We start from the raw sequence: 19,155 nt of genomic DNA on the forward strand, positions 1-19,155 counted from the left end.
TTAGCTAAAATTACTGAGCTGGGCGAGTGATGGCCACAGTAGTAGTTTTAGTATTAGTACCAGTACCCGTCACTGTTACAGTGCTGCCAGTACAGACACCGTTTACAGGACCAGAGAAACCTGTAGCACAAGTTTGTTCTTCAACTTCTTCTTCATCAGGAGCTGAATCGCTACGGTTGTTAGAAACAACAGCAGCTAAAACGCCTGCAGCGATAGCACCAGCAACGATAGTACCAGTAGCGATACCACCGATAGTGCCAGCACCTGAACCACCAGCACTTGACTCTTCATCTTGTGCCATAACAGCACCTGAAGCTACTAATAAAGCAGCCATTACAACACTTAATTTCTTCATCACATCATCCCTTTTAAAAAAGTACCTCTAGAATAGAGGTTTTTCGCACAACCGACAAGCATTTTTTTGCCAGCGGTTTACAACATCCCCACCTAAAATAAGCAGGAAACCTTTTTTGTCTCAACTATTTACCTAATGAACCAGTTCTTTTTTAACTGTTTCACTGGTATGGCCACTGACAAATAATAAATCACAAATTTCACTGCTAGGCGCAAAGCCCGTTGGTGCATCCAGTAAAATTTGTCTGAGCATTTGTTGATCAAAGCTCTGGCATGCAACATCCAGACTATTTAGCAACAGCATAGTAGCTGACCATGACAGAAATTGTTCTTTTGCCGCTCGTATTCTGGCATGTTGTGTTCGGCTTTCATTGCTGCCGATCAATAATTCTTCATAAAGTTTTTCGCCCGGGCGTAAACCTGTGATCTGAATCTCAATATCACCATTTGGGTTAGTTTTATCTTTCAGCTTTAATCCTGCCAGCTGGATCATGCGTTTAGCCAAATCGTAAATGCGCACAGGCTCGCCCATATCCAGCACAAAAACTTCACCGCCTTTAGCCATAGCGCCAGCTTGTATCACCAACTGTGAGGCTTCTGGAATCGTCATAAAAAAACGGGTAATTTCTTTATGGGTCAAAGTGACAGGCCCACCTGCTTTAATTTGCTGTGCAAACAAAGGCACCACCGAGCCAGAAGAACCCAACACATTACCAAAACGTACCATACACATCCGAGTGCAGGTCTGCCTATTCGCCAAGCCTTGCAATACAAGCTCTGCCATGCGTTTGCTTGCACCCATTACATTGGTAGGTCGTACCGCTTTGTCAGTGGAAATTAATACAAAATTCTCAACTTTTGCCGCTATGGCTGCTTCAGCGCAAGCCCAGGTACCAAAGACATTATTGCGAACCCCTTCAACCATATTGTATTCAACCAAAGGTACATGCTTATAAGCAGCAGCGTGGTAAAGAGTTTGCACCTGAAAATTAGTCATCACCTGCTCGAGCAATTTCTGCTGTTGCACCGACCCCAACACAGGCTTGATAGCACAATGATAACCAAAGCGCCGTTTCACGGCATTTAACTCGCGTTCAATCGAATACAAAGCAAACTCAGATACATCGAATAACACCAAAACATCAGGTTTACAACGAATTATCTGCCGGCATAACTCGGAACCAATAGAACCACCAGCTCCCGTGACCATAACTATTTTATGCCGGATATTAGCTTGTAAAAGTTGTTGATCAGGTTCAATGACTTCGCGGCCTAACAAGTCTTCAATACGAATATCCTGTAAATCGTCAATTTTCATATGGCCAGCGACTAAATCAGCCATGCCCGGAATACTTTGCACTGGTACAGGAAGCTTGGACAAATATTCAAGCAATTCACGTTTACGGCCACGCCCGGCTGATGGCATGGCTAACAATACACGATCAACACGATAACGCTGAATAGCTTTTTCTAATAGCTCAGAAGGCAGCACAGTTAAACCACAGACAGTGGTTTTTTGTAGCTCAGTATTATCATCAACAAAAACCACTGGCTTGTATTCGTCACCACTTTGCAGCGCGTATAACAATTGACGGCCAGAACAACCTGCTCCGTAAATCAGCACTCTGCTCTTTGTCTTGTGACGCTGCATTTGTAAAGCGCTGCGAAATCCCCATCTGCTGCCGCCTACGAACAATACAGCGATCACCGAAAAACATAAGACTAAACGAATAATCTCATCTAAAGGCAAAAACCAGCACAAAGCCATCAAACCTAAGGAGCTTGCAGCAACACCATTTACCACTGTGGCAATGGCTTGAGGAGCCATATAACGTAAGATTGCACGATACAACCCAAGCACCGAAAAAACGACAAGGCTAAACGCAAGCCAAACCAACAGGCTCACAGTGTGCGATAAAATAAATACAGAAGGCTGTGCAACGCCCGACAACCAGCTGGCTGCAAACAAGGCACTACATAAAAAAACTGAATCTGATACTACAGATATAACCCGCTTTATATCGCGGGGAAGCGACATCATCCAAGTCACGCTTTCACTCCCTCTTTACTCATAGAGTTATCTACTTTTATCAGCGATATGACTGGTTTAAAGACCATCAGCTTAGGACAGCCTTTGAATATCTACCAGTTTTAGCCTACTAAAAATGAACTTTATATGAATAAAAATGTCCTTTGAGTCCGTTATTTACAACAACATTACATTTTTCGCTAATTTCACACAATAGCGAATTAGTAACTAAAAGTAATTCTGTATCGCTTAATTAATGACTAATTTTATTGCTCTGCCAAACCAAATCACAAATACCATCTGTAGGGGCAAAACCTGTTGGAGCATTCAGCATTAAAGTTCGTACTTTTTCCAAATCGTAGTTTATAGCTGATTCGCTGAGTTCACTTAATAAAGCTTGCATTTCTGGCCAGCCTAAATAAACTTCATTCGCTGCTTTAATGCGAGGGTGACGGGTTGGTTTTTCATCCTCACCTATTAGTAACTCTTCGTACAATTTTTCACCTGGCCTTAAACCAGTAATTTTAATTTCAATGTCACCCTGCGGGTTCTGTTTATTTTTAATTTCTAACCCGGTCAGATGGACCATCTTTCTCGCCAGGTCGTAAATTCTCACAGGTTCGCCCATATCCAATACAAATACATCACCGCCCTCTCCCATAGCACCGGCCTGAATCACCAACTGAGCTGCCTCGGGTATGGTCATAAAATAGCGGGTAATATCTTCGTGGGTCAGGGTGATTGGCCCACCTTTTTTAATCTGCTTACGAAACAAAGGCACAACAGAACCGGAAGAACCTAATACATTGCCAAAACGTACCATACAAAATCTGGTGTTCTGCTGGCGCTTTGCCAGCGCTTGCAGAGTTAGTTCTGCCAAACGTTTTGTGGTGCCCATCACGTTGGTTGGTCGTACTGCTTTGTCCGTTGAAATCAACACAAAAGTCTCAACCTCTGAGGCAATAGCGGCTTCAGCTGTGTGCCAGGTTCCGAACACATTGTTTCTTAAACCCTCAATCACATTAAATTCGACCAATGGCACATGCTTGTAGGCCGCTGCATGATACACAGTTTGCACCTGGTAACTTTGCATAATACTCTGCAATCGCTGCTGGTCTAGCACTGTGCCCAGAGTTGGAATCAACTGCACATCGAGTTGTTTACTAGTCAAAGTACTACTGAGCTCTTTATCAATTTCGTAAAGAGAAAATTCAGACGCTTCAAATAAAACCAGCTTTAAAGGCGACTGCAGAATAATCTGCCGACACAACTCAGAGCCAATTGAACCGCCAGCGCCAGTTACCATCACCACTTTGCCGGTAATATTGGCAGTTAATAATGATGGAATAGGCGTAACTGCGTCACGGCCTAACAAGTCTTCAATTTTTACATCCTGAAGCTCGTCTATTTTCATCTTACCGTCGACTAAATCTGTCATACCAGGAATAGTTAACACAGGTAAACCCAAAGGTTCCAGACGTTCGATTAACTTAGCTCTGGTGCCACGGCTTGCTGAAGGAACAGCGAGCAAAATACGGCTGATACCATATTTGTGAATGACAGCTTCAATGCAGTCAGGAGAATATACTTTGACGTCACGGATCATAACACCATGAAAAGACGGGTCGTCATCAACAAAGGCAACAGCGCGAAACTCAACACTACTGGCAAGCGCTAACAGTAACTGACGACCACTAGCACCGGCACCATAAATTAATACTTTATGCTGAGCTGAACGGCTACTCGCGGTTACCAATTCCCTTAACAACAAACGCACACCAGCGATACCGGTAAAAGCAAAAAATACATAATTTAAGTTGCCAGACAAACTGTAAAGAAAGGCGTTAGCGTCTATCGCAAAATTAAGCAGAACACCTGAAAAAAGCGAGCCAGCCGCGATTGCTACCATGGAGCGTAAACCAATATAACGCACCACAGATTTATATAAACCCAGCAGACTAAATACAACAATAGTGGCCAAGGTCACAGCCATAAAACTTAAGACAAAAGACTCATCCTTCACCAGTTCAAAACTGTCATAACGCAGGTAATAAGCCAGTACCCAGGACACAAATAAAATAGAGGTATCTATAGAGATAGAAACTGAGCGTTTTAATAAACGTGGCCAATCCATTAATGGCTGCAAACATTGCTGTAATGCTTTAGATGTCAAATTACGCAAGAAAACTCCAGACTTAAAATCGTATCTATGCCAGCAAGATTAATGAAAAAGCCAGCTTAAAAACAATGTAAAACGCTGCTACTTTAGGTTATAAAAAATTATAACCTGACTACAAAACTAGAAAGAAACCACGCTTTGTCCACGACCAATCGCATAATAACTAAAACCTTTTTGTTTTAAACGTTCAGGGTCAAATAAATTCCGTCCGTCAAAAACTACCGGAGTTTTAAGTTGCTGCTTTAAAAAGTCAAAATCAGGCGCTTTAAATTGTTGCCACTCAGTGCAAATGATCAAAGCGTCAGCCCCTTGTAAAGCGGCCTCTTTAGTTCCACACAGCACAAAATCAGGTCTAACACCGTAAATACGCTGAGTTTCTTCCATAGCCTGAGGATCATAAGCATGAACAGTTGCACCAGCTGCCCATAATTCTTCTATTAACACCCTGCTTGAGGCTTCGCGCATATCGTCGGTATTTGGCTTAAAACTCAGCCCCCAGACTGCAAAAGTTTTACCCGTTAAATCATCACCAAAGTGTTTTCTGACCAAAGTAGGTAATTTGTACTTTTGCTTATTATTCACTGTTTCTACGGCTTGCAGAATTTGCGGACTATAGCCATTTTGTTCAGAGGTGCGAATAAGTGCCTGCACGTCTTTAGGGAAACAAGAGCCTCCATAACCACAACCCGGATAAATAAAGTGATAACCGATGCGAGGGTCTGACCCTATACCTTTTCGTACAGCTTCAATATCAGCACCAAGTAACTCTGCTAAATTAGCCATTTCGTTCATAAAGGATATCTTAGTTGCCAACATGCAGTTAGCTGCATATTTAGTCAGCTCAGCACTACGAACATCCATAAAAATCATTTTGTCGTGATTGCGATTAAAAGGCTCGTACAACTCTCGAACCACCTCGGCCGGGCGTTCATTATAAGTACCGATGATAATACGATCAGGCCGCATGCAATCAGCAACAGCAGCGCCTTCTTTTAAAAACTCTGGATTTGATACTACATCAAAAGGAATATCTAAAGTGCGTCTTGCAAGCACAGCAGCAATCTGCTCCCGCACCTTATCTGCGGTACCTACAGGTACAGTGGACTTATCAATCACCACTTTATAGCTGGTCATGTAACTTGCAATGGTATCAGCCACAGCAAGTACATATTTCAGATCAGCAGAGCCATCCTCATCAGGTGGAGTACCTACGGCAATAAACTGTATTAAACCATGCTCTACACCAAAAGCTGCATCTGTAGTAAAACGTAAACGGCCAGCCTGAAAGTTACTGGTCACAAGCGGTGTCAAGCCAGGTTCGTATATCGGGATAATGCCCTGGTTTAGCTTTTCAACCCGCTCAGCATTCACATCCACACAAACAACATCATGGCCAACCTCTGCCAATACTGCAGCCTGCACCAGACCTACATAACCAATACCAAAGACTGTAACTTTCATAGGGTTTTATTAATCCATTAGTGAGCTTGAGCCCGAGCTTAACTATCTGAGTATTAACACTAAGTGAACTTAAGCCTTAGCGTTTTACTCTGTCACCAGAGCCTTTACCTGCAACAGTCATAAAAATATATTTGAAATAATCTTTTATGGTCAAACTCTCTAACATTTGTTGGTCAGTTTCAGCAAGCAATACCGGCGTAGACATATCAATTTCATTCACCTGCGCAAGGCCTGTAATACCTGGTCTGTGCCTAAAAACGCCGCGCTTTTCACGTTCAGCAATAAGTTCTTCCTGGTTAAACAAACAAGGCCTCGGCCCTACCAGACTCATTTCACCTTTAAGCACATTCCATAACTGAGGTAATTCATCCAACTTGGTTTTACGTAAAAAGCCACCAAAAGGCGTAATAGCAGAAGCACTGGCTAAATGGCTGGCAACAGAAGCAGTATCCGGTCTCATGGTGCGAAATTTGACTAAAGTGAAAGGCTTTTTATTACGACCTACGCGTTCCTGACGAAAAATAGGAGAGCCGGTATCGAATATCCCAACAACAGTGAGTACCAGAAGTAGAGGAAAGCCAACTGCAAGTCCAATAATTGAAAACAATATATCCAGAAAACGGAGAAACATTAGAATTCTAATCCTTTGAAAAACATTGGTTAATTGCCTCTTGTACCGTGACAATAGGCCGCCAGTTCAATGTGTTTTTGGTATGTTCGATATCTATTTGTAAGTTTCCACACAAGCGATCGATCATCCCTTGCTTTCCAACTACGCGAGCGGCAATTTTTAACAGACTCACTGGCACTGGCAGTAATAACAAAGATTGTCCAGTGGCCTTGGCCATCATTCTCAGTAATGTAGTAGTAGACAGGTCATAATCATCGCTAACCAAAAATGTCTGATTTCCAGCCTGAGGAGCGTCGATACAAGTCGTAATGAGGTTCGTCAAATTGCCTAACGAAACCATGCTTCTTTTATTATTAACTGCTCCGAGTGGGAGAGGTATTCCACTTTTCACTAAAGCAGTTAACTTACCAAAATTACCAGGAGCTTTAGGTCCGTACACCAAAGGTGGACGTATAATAACAAACTCCATACCTGTACTCTTTGCTACCTCTAGTAATCCTATTTCAGCTTCAAGCTTTGAGACCGCATAACTTTCCACTGGGGCAGGCTTATCTGTAACTTTAAAAGGTTTTAAATTAGAGATGCCGTTTACACCGATAGAGCTTAAAAAAATAAACCTCTTCACACCTGCAGCCGCTGCTTTTCTGGCTAAATCCAAAGTCAAGTGGCAATTAACTTTTCTGAACTCTTGCAAAGGGTCTGTTAAATATTCGCTCGTCACATGAGCACGGGCAGCCAGATGGATAACTACATCACAACTATTCTTGGCAAAATAGTCCTCTGTAATATCTGAAAGATCAGCAAAAACGGTAATATCACCCGCAGTGCCGCAAGATTGGATATCTCTTACCGGCAACATTAACTTGTGCTCAGTGAATGAGCCAAGAGTTTGGGCTAAATGTTGGCCTATGAACCCTGTACTTCCGGTAATGCAAACGGTAGCCATAATTAATGACCCTTTACATCTTTAGGTTTGTTAAAAAAGCTCAACAACTTAAATGGTAATTTAATAACCAGCAACGGGAACACCGTAAAAATTCCATTTTCGTTACAAGCTCTGGATATCTCCATGTTCTGATGAATACGCCAGCGTAATCCATTGGAGCTAATCCCGCCTTCACGCATCGACACAACAATAGCCTTTACTCGCTTAGCCTTTATACCCCCGATAAAAAAACGTGCCATAAGTTCAAAATCAGCGGCAACCCTATAATTCAGCTTGTAATACCCAAATTTATCGAAAAGATTACGCCGGGCGTAAAATGTTGGATGAGGAACCATAAAACCAAAACGCATCTTCCATTTCGCAAAACCAGCTGAACTATAAAGTCGGGAGATTACCGCTGAGTTGTCTTGCTTTACGTAGACCAGATCTGCATAGACAGCATCTACATCAGGGATAAAACCTGACACTATATGAGCGATGCTCTGATTCGAAGTAAAAAAATCATCCGAATTAAGTATGCCTACAACATCACCAGTAGCAGCTTTGATACCTTTATTCATGGCATCGTAAATACCTTTATCCGGTTCGCTGATCACAGTTGCAATGCGATCACTGTACTCATTCACAATGCTCAAGGTATTATCTTTTGAGGCACCATCAACAATGATATATTCGATATCAGCATAATCCTGCGCCAATACAGATTCGATGGTATCGCGGATAGTGGCCGCACTGTTATAGCAGACGGTAACAATAGAAACTTTCATCTCAGTTCAGTAATCCCTTCACAGCGTTAAGTATCACTTGTACCAGCTCTTGTGCCGCAGCTTGTCCTGTAGACTCAGCATAACAGCGTAGCTCAGGCGCATTGCCCGACGGACGCAAATGCACTATATCACCATCGACAAACTGTATCCGTAATCCGTCAGTCTGATCCAAACGTTGTATCTGTCGCGCCCCCTGCCCCAACTGCTCAAGTAATTCTTTCGGAGACAAGGCAGCTTTGGCTAAAAAGTCTTTACTCCACTGAGTTGGAACCTGCTGCAAACGATCACTAGCTGTGTAACGTTGCGGCAAAGCCTCTGTTAACCTAGACAATGGCTGCTCGCCAGCTAACGCAAGTAATGCCAAACCTGGCAATAAAGCATCGCGGGTTGGCAAAGCTCTAAGTATTTGCCCTGAGAGATTAACATCAGAACCAAGTAAGAACCCGCCATTGGCTTCAAAGCCAGCTACAGAACCGCTTAATTCAGCAAAAGCAGCAATAACGTATGGAGAACCAATTTTAGTCCGTATTACCTTAGAAAATATTCCAGCTTGCTCTATTGCCGTATTACAGCTAACCGGTACAGCCAAAGACTTAACACCTAAAGCCTTAGCACAAAGCAATCCAACTATATCACCACGCAACCATTGGCCTTTTTCGTCAGCGATCAAAGGACGATCGCCATCACCATCAGTAGAAAAAATGGCATCAAAACCATACTGCTTTGACCAATCCAGGCCTTTTTGCTGATCTGCTTCTGTCACAGCTTCGGTATCGATAGGAACAAAAGTGTTTGTCCGCTCTAATGAGGTCACTTCAGCGCCTAATTTCGTAAAGACCGTTTTGTACAGGTCTCGTCCTGCACTAGAATGTTCGTAGATACCAATACGTTTGCCAGCCAACATCTGCATTGGGTAGATATCTAAATAGCGTTGAATATAGTTATCAGATGCGACAGAACTGGTGGCAGGCAACGCCGATACAGACCTAACCAGCTCATCTGAGACGGTCAGAATTGCTTGCTCGTCTTCCTTGCTGATTTCGCCATCAGGTCGATAAAACTTTAAGCCATTACGGTCGAATGGAATATGGCTACCCGTTACCATTATTGCAGGCACTTTGTCCTGCATAGCCTGATAGGCCAATGCAGGAGTTGGTAACACACCATAATAATCAACAGAATAACCCATTGATTCTAAAACACCGGCACAAGCAGCAGCCATTTGCGAGCTGCTAGGTCTGTTATCAATACCTATGGCAATGCGCTTAAAACTAAAAGAGCGTTGCATCACGCTGACAAAACTTTGGGCAAAGGCGGCGCAGGCTTGATCGGTAAAGTCGGATACCAGCCCTCTGGCACCACTGGTGCCAAAAGCGATATTACTCTGTGCAATAATCTGTTCTAAAGCTGATGACATGAATTAAGCCCTGCCATAGCGGTCAGAGAAACGGACAATATCATCTTCACCCAGATAAGAACCTGATTGTACTTCAATTAATTCCAATGGGATTTTACCTGGGTTTTCCAGTGCATGTATTGCGCCCAGTGGGATATAAATAGATTCGTTTTCTGACATCAGTGTATCTTTGCCATCTACAGTTACATTGGCTGTACCGGATACAACAATCCAGTGTTCAGCTCTGTGGTGGTGCATCTGAATAGATAATTTCTCGCCTGGTTTTACAGTAATGCGCTTCACCTGATAACGGGAACCATTGTCGATGGAGTCATATTTACCCCAAGGGCGATACACTTCACGATGAATTCTATGCTCGGTGCGACCTGCGCTTTTTAATTGCTGAACAATAGACTTCACGTCCTGCACTTTATCTTTAGCTGCAACCAGTACTGCATCTTTGGTTTGAACTACAATAATATTTTCAAGGCCTACTGTAGCCACAAGCCCAGTCTCAGCGAATACGTAGTTGTCTTTACTGGCAACGCTTAACACATCACCTTTATGCACATTATTGTTTTCATCTTTTGCTGTCACATCCCATAGAGAAGACCACGAACCTACATCGCTCCAGCCAGCATTTAATGGTACGACGACAGCCTTGGTTGTTTTTTCCATTACTGCATAATCAATAGAATCATCCGGGCAAGCTAAGAACGCTTCTTTATTTACACGGATAAAGTCCAGATCAGGATCAACTTCGGCCATTGCTTGTTCACAGGCAGAATAGATATCCGGACGATGCTTTTTCAGTTCAGCAAGATAAACACTTGCCTTGAACATAAACATGCCACTATTCCAGTAGTACTCGCCAGAAGAAACATAGCTTTTCGCTGTCTCCAAATCAGGCTTTTCAACAAATTGCTGAACACTGTAAGCACCTGATTTCTCGACGCCTCTCTTTATATAGCCGTAGCCAGTCTCAGGACCTGAAGCGACAATACCGAAAGTAACCAGATTATCTGCTGCTACAAATTCTGACGCCTGAGCCACAACCTGCCGGAATTCCTGACTATCAGAAATGATATGATCGGCAGCCAGAACTAATAAAAGAGGATCCTGACCTTTCTTAATCGCAGTCATTGCCGCCAGCGCTATTGCAGGAGCTGTGTTACGACCAACAGGTTCCAGAATGATATTGTGATCAAGCTGGTTGATTTGACGCATTTGCTCAGCCGCAATAAACCGGTGCTCTTCATTACAAATCACTAACGGAGGTAAAGCATCCAAACCTTGCAGGCGTTGAACTGTGGCTTGAAGCATAGTAGTGTCGCCGTCCAGTTTTAGGAACTGTTTTGGCATTAGATCACGTGACAAAGGCCACAAACGACTACCGGTACCACCACATAAAATAATAGGAAGAATCATAAGACCTCTGATATATAAACTAAATGAAAAATTTGGATATAACTGATTTCAACGCATCGGAGTGACGTTCGTAGGAAAAATATTCTTTTATCCTTTTTGAAGCTCTCTCGCCTAAAAGTCTCCTTTTCTCATTATTCTCAACAAGTTCTGTCAATTTTCTAGTTATATCATCAACTGAAAGAGGATCCGCATAAATGGCGCAATCTCCAGCAACCTCGCTGGTAGCACCATTATCACTTGTCAACACCGCACAGCCGCACGCTAGGGCTTCAGCTATAGCAACACCAAACCCTTCATATCGCGTTGGTGATAAAAATATATCCGTATTTTGCAGAAGAGAAATCTTACACTCTTCTTTGATGTGCCCCAAAATACGAACATTGTTTCCATACTCTAGGGAAGAAACAAAATCAACGAATTCCTGGTATCCGGTGCCTGGACGACCAGCTATGTTGAGAATTATAGGATATCCGAGCTTAGAAACCTCATTGAATGCCTGTACAGCTTCCCTTATACATTTTCGTTCAATGTTGTATGTTTCCAACCAACTAATAATCGTAATATTGATAGTAGAATTAGTTTCAGGACGAATACCATCTGGGTGATACTTATCGATATCTATACCGTGATGAACTACAAATGGATTGTTAACTGATAAATTAGTCACAACATCTCTAAACTCGTAGTTAGACACGAATATATTAGCGTGAGCTAATTTTAGGGCCGACTTAACCAAAAACTTATACAAGACAGAATTTCTAACAAAATCAGTCCCTTGCATAAGCGGCGTTGAGTAATGAAAAGCTCCTGCGACAACAACTTTTCGTTGTGTTAATCGACTCCAAATTATTGGAAAAAGTGAGTAAGACCACCACCAAACATAACAAAAATCGTATTTAGTAAAGAAAAAGTCGCGATACTTATTTGTAATGCAAACTTCAAATCCCATATCCTCAAGCGCACGAACATCTTGCTCATAAAAAGAGATATCTTTAATGAGAGATACTTTGTCCACATGCGCATAAAATAACACTACTTTCCGTTTAGCCACTGATCTGACTCCATATAAATATCAGGGTAAATTGCCCATCCGTAAAATCCAAAAGTAAGCGAATTGAGCGCAACATAAAATACTACAAAAAGTCTCGCAAAACCATTGCCATAATTATACACATAATACAAACCTAGCAAGACAAACATCGTAGCGACTCGCGACATAACTTCAAAATCCAACATTCCAAACTTGACTATATTAGCCGCAAGAAATAACGAGAGTGCAATAGAATAAGATTTGTTGTCGTAGACCATTGATTTACCCAAAACAAAAAATGCAATAGGCAATACTGTATACTTTGCAACATTCGTAATGCTGAAGTCGTTAGTGGATTCAAGATATCTTGAGTAGTTGACACCAAACGATGAAATGAAATCAAAAAAATAACCTTTTGCAAAAATAAAAAAAGAAACAAAGGAAAAAACAGAAAATATAAAGAGTCGACGATTCAAAATAAAAAACGAATAGACAGGAAGAGTCGAGTAGTGAGTTAGCAACGGAAATCCATATCTAAAAAAAGACCTAGAATTAGCGACCAATAACGATAAAAGCATCGCTGCAAAGAAAAACCGAGGAGACACAACACCAAGAGGAGATAAAAAAAGCAGCGCAAGGAAATTATAGTTGTTATCGCCAAAAGTTCTACACACGAAATAAACTAAGAAAAAGACACTCCCTAAAAAAAACTCTGGCTCGACAACCCCATTTAAAATATACATTACAAGAACAAAAAGAGGTTCGAAAAGACCATAGACCTGGGTACTATAATACAATTGATAATTTGCATGATCAAAATTGTCTGATTGAGAGAAAACAAAAATCATTAAAAAAACTAATATAGCGAAAATATCAGTAAAACCTCTGCTTAACTTTTTAAGAGCAAAAATACAAAAAACAGCTAAAACCAATATGAAAATATAATAAGTCATCAGAACCCTAGCCTTTTAATTAAGCTCCGAATAACTGCATTCAAGAATAACCTAACAAAACCAGCAAAGTTCCTCTTAATAATTCTAGGATAAATATCAGCTTCAAGCCGCTTAGCTACCTTATAAATAGATTTGGCATTGTTGATATATATATAGCTACTTGCACCACCTGTAAGATAAGACGAAACAACCTTATTGACCTTTACGATTCCGCCTCTAGATATGCGAGTGTACATAAAGTGTAAATCAGCATGAATGCCCAAACTAGTATCGAAACTAAGATACTCATCTTTCTTAAAAACAAACCCCTGATGGTGCAAAGGAAAACTAAGAAAATCTTTGTCTGCGTTTGGAACCTGGCAAACATGTTTCCGCTTTGAATGATTTCTAAAGTCCTCCCTCTCCACATCAAACAAGAGGTTTCTCGCGCCTTCTGATTCAGCTGCTGCAAAAGCAACACAAGTTACATCAAGTAACCTGTCGTCAGCACCGATTATTAAAACCCATGCTCCAGGCGACGCTAGAGAAATCGCTTTGTTCATTGCATCATAAATACCGCGATCACCTTCACTAACCCAGTAATCTATAACGTGTTCGTATCTATGAATGATGTCCAAAGTGCCATCTTTCGAGCCACCATCAACAATTATGTATTCAATATTGTCATATACTTGATTAGTAACACTGAGGATACTTTCTTCCAAGTATTTTTCGCCATTATAAACAACAGTAATAATTGATATTAAAGGTTTCACACCAGAGCCGAACTTAGTGATCCCTTTTGTACGAAGACCGCCTTCCCCCTTACGACTAACACTTATAGGTAGTGTCGAAAGAAATAAATTGCCGTCCCCACAATACCCACAGGCTTTATTTTCATGAAGACAATCAAAATTGTTAGACATAGCAACCTCAAATAACGTAAACCTGCGTTAACCAGTAGCAGATAGTTAAAATCCTAAAAACGCAAGCTCAAAAATATATTCTTTAATTACATCGAGGGACCATTAACTACTGTTGAATATATTTCCATACAGACTGATGCGTAATCTTGGGTTCTTTCTTCCACACTTTTTATAGACGCGGAATGCTCAGACAGTTCCCCACGTACGGCCTTAGCTATTACGTTAGCGAGAGAGTCTGAAGAGTTCACGTTAAAGAAATTTGCTTGCGGATATTGTTCCTTATGAACAGATATATCAGACAGAATCATCATCTTGCCAACACTCTTGCACTCTTCTACGGTAGAACTCCATCCCTCAAACTTAGAAGGGTTCAAAACTAATAAAGAAAACTTAATTAGAGAAAACACATCTTTGTAAGGGATTAATCCCAAAAATTTTACATTATCTGAGAGATCATTATTCTTTACATATTTAATTAATGAATCTACATATGAACTGTCGCGGTAATCTTCCATGAGCCCTGAACACAAGACAAGAGGGCTGACACCTTGCTGTTTAGATTTAAAAATAGCTTCCAATAACAACTGATGATTTTTATGACGCCAAAACTGATTTGGTACATAAATGTAAGGTCTATCTATTGAGTATTTATCAACTAGATCGCTATACTCTTTTTCCGAAAGCTCAGAGTAAAAAGAAGGAGGTTGCGACACAAATTGTGCAACACGACCTTTAGAAAAGAATTCAGGAGAGAATGAACTGAAATCATTTAACGCATCGTAGCTACTCAGAATGACAACATCCGCTTTTGACGCTACGCTCATAAATGATTTGTCCCTGTTCTTTATTTCATCTTTAGAGAACATCTGAGGTAGATGCAAATGCTGAAAATCAGGCACCCATCCGACTTGACGGCAAGATACTCCCATATCGCATTGAACATGAGATATTAAATTAACCTTGTATCGTTTTAAAATTGCGTCAAGAATGAACCTTTTACCGAATAGTGCCCAAGAAGCACGGTCAATGAACCATTCAAAACTAAATCGATCCAAAACTGAGACTTTTATCACTTTGACATTAAATTGTTCATATAACGCAATAATATCCAAAGGAGTTTTTGTGCCTACAATAGCAAGAAGATCAAAATTGCTATCTGAAACATTTGTCAGCGCTTGAAATAGATTACAGTAATAATTAACGCCGCCCATCCAAGACTTATCCTGTGGAGGAAGAAACGCTACTGCTGTTTGATTTGATTCAAGAACCATTTGGCATACCTTTTAATCCCATCTTCCAACTCAACTTTCGGGCTCCAGCCAATATCTAAAGCCTTAGTAATGTCAGCCCAGTAATACAAAGGGTCGCCAGCTCTGACTATTTGATTGAATTCAATTTCACCGCTATAATCAAGCTCACGAGCCAACAAGTCTAATACTGCTTTTATAGTGGTTGACTTGCCGCTGCCAGCGTTAACTACTGCACCAGAAGCGAGCTCAGAATCAGCTACTTTATGCATCAACCGAATGGCATCATCAACATGTATCCAATCCCTTGTTTCGTAACCACAGCCCCAGAATACGGCTTGTTGCGCTCCAACAATTTTGTTTGAAGCGTCCCACAATAGCTGCTTGGTTAAACCTTCGCCATAAACAGAAAAAAGTCTTAGAATGACTATATTAACAGAAAAATTGTTCGAATAAGTATGGCAAAGGTGCTCTGCCATGTATTTGAATTCACCATAAGGAGACGCTGGGCGTATACCATCATCCTCTTTAATTGGGCTGTCACAGTGTTCACCATGTACCGCCGGGCTTGATGGATAAATCAACTTGGCGTCAGGATTGTAGAGTCTAATGTACTCCAACACAGCAGCTGTCCCTGAAACAGTCTTACCAAAGTCCTGATATGGATTTGTGATCGAATAAGCAACCGAGCCACTACCACCGCAATGGATTATCACGTCAAAACAGACATTTAAGCTTGTTATGCTTTCAACTGTTATGTCGTCTCCTTTCCAAATAGAAAAACCATACTCCCTATATTCTTCAGAGGTCCAGTTGCCATGTCCAACACCATAAACGGTGTATCCTAAATCAGAAAAATACCTGGCTACATTGCGACCTAAAAAACCGTAGCCACCAGTTACTAATAAATTTTTATTTTTCACGCTTTAAACTCTTTACAAAAACGGCAGGATTTCCCGCTACAACGGTCCATGGAGCAACATTATCACGAACTACACTTCCAGCTCCAATAATAGCCCCCTCTCCAATTGTAACGCCTTTTAATATTATACAATCGAATCCGATCCATACATCGTCTTCAATGACTATAGGAGCAGTCTTAACTGTAGACCAGTCTTTATTTTCAATTATATCATTTCCCTGTCTATAAGATTCGACCTGTCGTCTAATATCATTTCTTCGTTCTCTATAATCTAGTGAATGAGAACTATGATCGTAGATAGTAGTGCCCCATGCAATAGTTACATTTGAACCAATAATTATCGATGACTTAGAAATAAGTGTTGAGCCACCTATATAGGTGTTGTCGCCTATTACTATATTGCCTGTGTTGGACTCAAAAACAAAAACACATCCTACTGTTGTATTTTCACCTATAGATACCTTATTACTGTCAGAACGTATAAGAAATCTACAAGAATCTAGTAATATAGATGAGGGTCGGATAGAAATGCCTTTGTGTCGTTTAACTACCCTGTAGGGATTTCTTATAACTCTTCTTAAAAAGTTAAGCATCACTTAAACCCCTAATAAGACTTATAGCCTTATAATTGCAATAGAATAACCCTGGAATACTAATAAGAAGCGAAGCGATAGGTACAGACACTATATCAAAGTTAATAGAAAATAAGTATGAACTCAGAGGTATCATGAGTACTACAGCTAAGCCTGAAAGCACGATTTGAAAATTTAGGTCTTCAAATGAATTCATAACCGTTGCACCACAATAAGTGATAGCTTGAATAGATAACATGGCCGCGAAAAAAAGCGTTGTGCTGGAATCAACATCAATTCTACCGTCAGTCCACCAATTAATCAGGTCTGGAGATATTATAGAAAAACAGAAAACGCACATTGAAAAAAGCAACGCCAAAGTGAAAAATATAATATATAACCTCATAAGCTTTTTTCTAGATCTGCGTTCAATTAAAAATACGATTTCAGCCCAAAACACACTCACTACAACATTGAATAATGTCATGCCGAACATGTAAACCTTATTGACAACATCATATTGAGCCGCGTCAGCTGAACTCAAATTATCAATAGTCAGAACAGTTCCCATGGAGTATAAAAATATACCAGACAGTTGTAATATAAAAAATCTAAGTGCAATCTTTAAGCGAGGAAGAAACATTGCACCGCCTAAACCGAGCCTTCTAAGAACATCGTGAAGACCAACCTCTTGTCTAGCTGAATACCAAATAAATATTATGCTTCCAGCATTTAAAGAGGCATAAAATATAGCGAGAGAAATCATTTCTAATTTAATTTCGCTGACATAAAAAACGAGCACAAAAGCAACAAAAAAAACTTGGGGAATCAATGCGATTACAGAGTTTTTAATAAACTTTCTTGCACCCTGTAAAATCATTGAACCTACGGTAATGGGAAAGATAATAATGAATGGAACAACCAATACTATTGCGACACTCCAATTAGCTCTTAAAAAAGGGAAATAAAACAAAGACAAAAAAAACAAACAGAGAGCGACCATTGAAATCATAGATAAGAAGCGAACTGTTTGAATAATTTCCGTCCTTACAGTTTCAAGTTCTTCATTTGCTAAAGAGCGAGACACGGAATTTTTTACAGTTACACCTGCGCCAAAATCAAAAAGCATGATCCAGCTAATAACAGACGTTAGAGCGGCCCACGTGCCATAATTATCAACACCCAACATATTTAAAAGTATAGGAATCGACAATAAAGTAGCAGAGGCACTTATTAGACGTATTAGAATAGTCCAGTATGCATTTTTAAACAAAATAACGCCTTTCTAAAAACGGAAAAAGAAAAAAGAAATCTATTTAGAAAATTTTCCATTGAAGGTTGCAATTACTTTTCTAATATAGACATGTATTTTTGGCTGTCGTAGCAAAATTGATAAATAACAGTAAGCCTTGTATTTAGTATTCAAGGAGCCAACAAAGCTTAGCTTATCTTTTAAAGAAACATCAAAATCTCTTACAACAGCCATTACAAACATATATTTGTAGTATTCAAAATCAGAAGACAGCTTCTGACTGTAAAAATTATTTAACTCATCGATAGTCAACAACATCTTGCGTATATACGTCAAGAAAACATCCTTCTTTCTCATAGTAGAAGACCACGAGCCTTCGGACATTATTCGATATACACTACCAACTAAAGGGACAGCAATAGCTCCACTTTCAAAAGTTGCAGCTATTCTTATGATGACATCTGCCACAGGGCTTCTTGATATAATGTCATAACTCAAATGATTTAAAGCACGCCTTGAAAAAACTATGGAGCTGGTTTGTACAAAATGGAAATTTTTACGTATTAAATCCGAAGCAGAGTAAAACTTATTTGAATACGCAGCGGTATCTGGAATCAATATTTCATCATTTTTAAGCTCTGCAGCCGGGTGGAAACACATGCCCACACCAGTTTGCTTCAAAACATCAACCTGTACTTGTAACTTAGAGTCATCACACCAATAATCATCACCTTCACAAAAGGCAAAGTACTCTCCTGAAGCAGCATCTAGCGCAGTCTTCAGAACTCGCGAAAAACCGAACTTACTATACTGATTTTCAGTTTGAATAATTAAACGAACTCTATCAGGAAATTGAGCCTGTAAATTTTTCAGAACTTCTGCTGTTCTATCATTTGATGCATCATCGTGAATAATTATTTCGTAATCAAAGTTAGTTTTCTGAGCTAGAAAACTCTGAACTGCTTGAGTAATATATCTCTCATGATTGTAAGTGAGACAAATTATACTTACTGTGACAGTTTTATAATTATTGGAATCATTTAATACGCACGGAATTTCAGGGCTAATATCTGACATTAACTG

At 40.3% G+C, this 19,155-nt stretch carries 17 protein-coding genes; all 17 read right to left on the minus strand.

What is annotated here, in order from left to right; translation table 11 throughout:
* Window positions 1–10 precede the first annotated feature (10 nt).
* Window positions 11–355 carry a hypothetical protein gene (locus tag IEW88_RS11090; RefSeq protein WP_147904412.1) on the minus strand — a complete coding sequence of 115 codons (345 nt, stop codon included), beginning with the start codon at window positions 353–355 and terminating at the stop codon, window positions 11–13.
* A gap of 132 nt (window positions 356–487) precedes the next feature.
* The gene (locus IEW88_RS11095; protein ID WP_371870983.1) at window positions 488–2,395 is read right to left on the minus strand and encodes a nucleoside-diphosphate sugar epimerase/dehydratase; all 1,908 of its coding nucleotides are present in this window, start codon (window positions 2,393–2,395) and stop codon (window positions 488–490) included.
* A 241-nt stretch (window positions 2,396–2,636) separates the two neighbouring features.
* Window positions 2,637–4,565, minus strand: a complete 1,929-nt coding sequence (locus IEW88_RS11100; protein WP_221411426.1) for a polysaccharide biosynthesis protein — start codon at window positions 4,563–4,565, stop codon at window positions 2,637–2,639.
* A gap of 117 nt (window positions 4,566–4,682) precedes the next feature.
* Window positions 4,683–6,023, minus strand: coding sequence for a UDP-glucose dehydrogenase family protein (locus IEW88_RS11105; RefSeq protein WP_147904410.1), 1,341 nt, complete (start codon window positions 6,021–6,023; stop codon window positions 4,683–4,685).
* Window positions 6,024–6,099: 76 nt separating this feature from the next.
* Window positions 6,100–6,654 carry a sugar transferase gene (locus IEW88_RS11110; protein ID WP_147904409.1) on the minus strand — a complete coding sequence of 185 codons (555 nt, stop codon included), beginning with the start codon at window positions 6,652–6,654 and terminating at the stop codon, window positions 6,100–6,102.
* Window positions 6,655–6,661: 7 nt separating this feature from the next.
* On the minus strand, window positions 6,662–7,600 hold the full coding sequence (locus IEW88_RS11115; RefSeq protein ID WP_147904408.1) for an NAD-dependent epimerase/dehydratase family protein: 939 nt from the start codon (window positions 7,598–7,600) through the stop codon (window positions 6,662–6,664).
* A 2-nt stretch (window positions 7,601–7,602) separates the two neighbouring features.
* On the minus strand, window positions 7,603–8,367 hold the full coding sequence (locus IEW88_RS11120; protein ID WP_147904407.1) for a glycosyltransferase family 2 protein: 765 nt from the start codon (window positions 8,365–8,367) through the stop codon (window positions 7,603–7,605).
* Between the two features lies 1 nt (window position 8,368).
* Window positions 8,369–9,784 (minus strand): phosphomannomutase, encoded by a 1,416-nt coding sequence (locus IEW88_RS11125; protein WP_147904406.1) that lies wholly within the window; start codon window positions 9,782–9,784, stop codon window positions 8,369–8,371.
* 3 nt (window positions 9,785–9,787) lie between these two features.
* Window positions 9,788–11,191: a mannose-1-phosphate guanylyltransferase/mannose-6-phosphate isomerase gene (locus tag IEW88_RS11130; protein ID WP_147904405.1), complete on the minus strand. Its 1,404-nt coding sequence runs from the start codon at window positions 11,189–11,191 to the stop codon at window positions 9,788–9,790.
* 19 nt (window positions 11,192–11,210) lie between these two features.
* Window positions 11,211–12,242: a glycosyltransferase gene (locus IEW88_RS11135; RefSeq protein ID WP_147904404.1), complete on the minus strand. Its 1,032-nt coding sequence runs from the start codon at window positions 12,240–12,242 to the stop codon at window positions 11,211–11,213.
* Entirely contained in the window at window positions 12,224–13,174 is a 951-nt protein-coding gene (locus IEW88_RS11140; RefSeq protein WP_147904403.1) for an EpsG family protein, read from the minus strand. The genes IEW88_RS11135 and IEW88_RS11140 overlap by 19 nt, the downstream gene beginning before the upstream one ends.
* Window positions 13,174–14,079, minus strand: a complete 906-nt coding sequence (locus tag IEW88_RS11145) for a glycosyltransferase family 2 protein (protein WP_147904402.1) — start codon at window positions 14,077–14,079, stop codon at window positions 13,174–13,176. The genes IEW88_RS11140 and IEW88_RS11145 overlap by 1 nt, the downstream gene beginning before the upstream one ends.
* 86 nt (window positions 14,080–14,165) lie before the next feature.
* Window positions 14,166–15,350, minus strand: coding sequence for a glycosyltransferase (locus tag IEW88_RS11150; protein ID WP_147904401.1), 1,185 nt, complete (start codon window positions 15,348–15,350; stop codon window positions 14,166–14,168).
* The gene (locus IEW88_RS11155; protein WP_147904400.1) at window positions 15,320–16,249 is read right to left on the minus strand and encodes an NAD-dependent epimerase/dehydratase family protein; all 930 of its coding nucleotides are present in this window, start codon (window positions 16,247–16,249) and stop codon (window positions 15,320–15,322) included. The genes IEW88_RS11150 and IEW88_RS11155 overlap by 31 nt, the downstream gene beginning before the upstream one ends.
* On the minus strand, window positions 16,239–16,841 hold the full coding sequence (locus tag IEW88_RS11160; protein WP_221411425.1) for an acyltransferase: 603 nt from the start codon (window positions 16,839–16,841) through the stop codon (window positions 16,239–16,241). Before IEW88_RS11160 ends, IEW88_RS11155 begins: the two co-directional genes overlap by 11 nt.
* Window positions 16,834–18,093 (minus strand): lipopolysaccharide biosynthesis protein, encoded by a 1,260-nt coding sequence (locus IEW88_RS11165; RefSeq protein ID WP_185148599.1) that lies wholly within the window; start codon window positions 18,091–18,093, stop codon window positions 16,834–16,836. Before IEW88_RS11165 ends, IEW88_RS11160 begins: the two co-directional genes overlap by 8 nt.
* 39 nt (window positions 18,094–18,132) lie before the next feature.
* On the minus strand, window positions 18,133–19,149 hold the full coding sequence (locus IEW88_RS11170; protein ID WP_147904398.1) for a glycosyltransferase family 2 protein: 1,017 nt from the start codon (window positions 19,147–19,149) through the stop codon (window positions 18,133–18,135).
* Window positions 19,150–19,155: the final 6 nt, after the last annotated feature.

The sequence above is a fragment of the Rheinheimera tangshanensis genome, from assembly GCF_014645135.1.
GTDB lineage: Bacteria > Pseudomonadota > Gammaproteobacteria > Enterobacterales > Alteromonadaceae > Pararheinheimera > Pararheinheimera tangshanensis.

Coding starts and splice junctions, on each gene's coding strand:
- IEW88_RS11090 (WP_147904412.1), bottom strand. CDS start 355: ATGAAGAAATTAAGTGTTGTAATGGCTGCTTTATTAGTAGCTTCAGGT.
- IEW88_RS11120 (WP_147904407.1), bottom strand. CDS start 8,367: ATGAAAGTTTCTATTGTTACCGTCTGCTATAACAGTGCGGCCACTATC.
- IEW88_RS11150 (WP_147904401.1), bottom strand. CDS start 15,350: ATGGTTCTTGAATCAAATCAAACAGCAGTAGCGTTTCTTCCTCCACAG.
- IEW88_RS11105 (WP_147904410.1), bottom strand. CDS start 6,023: ATGAAAGTTACAGTCTTTGGTATTGGTTATGTAGGTCTGGTGCAGGCT.
- IEW88_RS11160 (WP_221411425.1), bottom strand. CDS start 16,841: ATGCTTAACTTTTTAAGAAGAGTTATAAGAAATCCCTACAGGGTAGTT.
- IEW88_RS11095 (WP_371870983.1), bottom strand. CDS start 2,395: ATGATGTCGCTTCCCCGCGATATAAAGCGGGTTATATCTGTAGTATCA.
- IEW88_RS11170 (WP_147904398.1), bottom strand. CDS start 19,149: ATGTCAGATATTAGCCCTGAAATTCCGTGCGTATTAAATGATTCCAAT.
- IEW88_RS11130 (WP_147904405.1), bottom strand. CDS start 11,191: ATGATTCTTCCTATTATTTTATGTGGTGGTACCGGTAGTCGTTTGTGG.
- IEW88_RS11140 (WP_147904403.1), bottom strand. CDS start 13,174: ATGACTTATTATATTTTCATATTGGTTTTAGCTGTTTTTTGTATTTTT.
- IEW88_RS11110 (WP_147904409.1), bottom strand. CDS start 6,654: ATGTTTCTCCGTTTTCTGGATATATTGTTTTCAATTATTGGACTTGCA.
- IEW88_RS11145 (WP_147904402.1), bottom strand. CDS start 14,079: ATGTCTAACAATTTTGATTGTCTTCATGAAAATAAAGCCTGTGGGTAT.
- IEW88_RS11125 (WP_147904406.1), bottom strand. CDS start 9,784: ATGTCATCAGCTTTAGAACAGATTATTGCACAGAGTAATATCGCTTTT.
- IEW88_RS11115 (WP_147904408.1), bottom strand. CDS start 7,600: ATGGCTACCGTTTGCATTACCGGAAGTACAGGGTTCATAGGCCAACAT.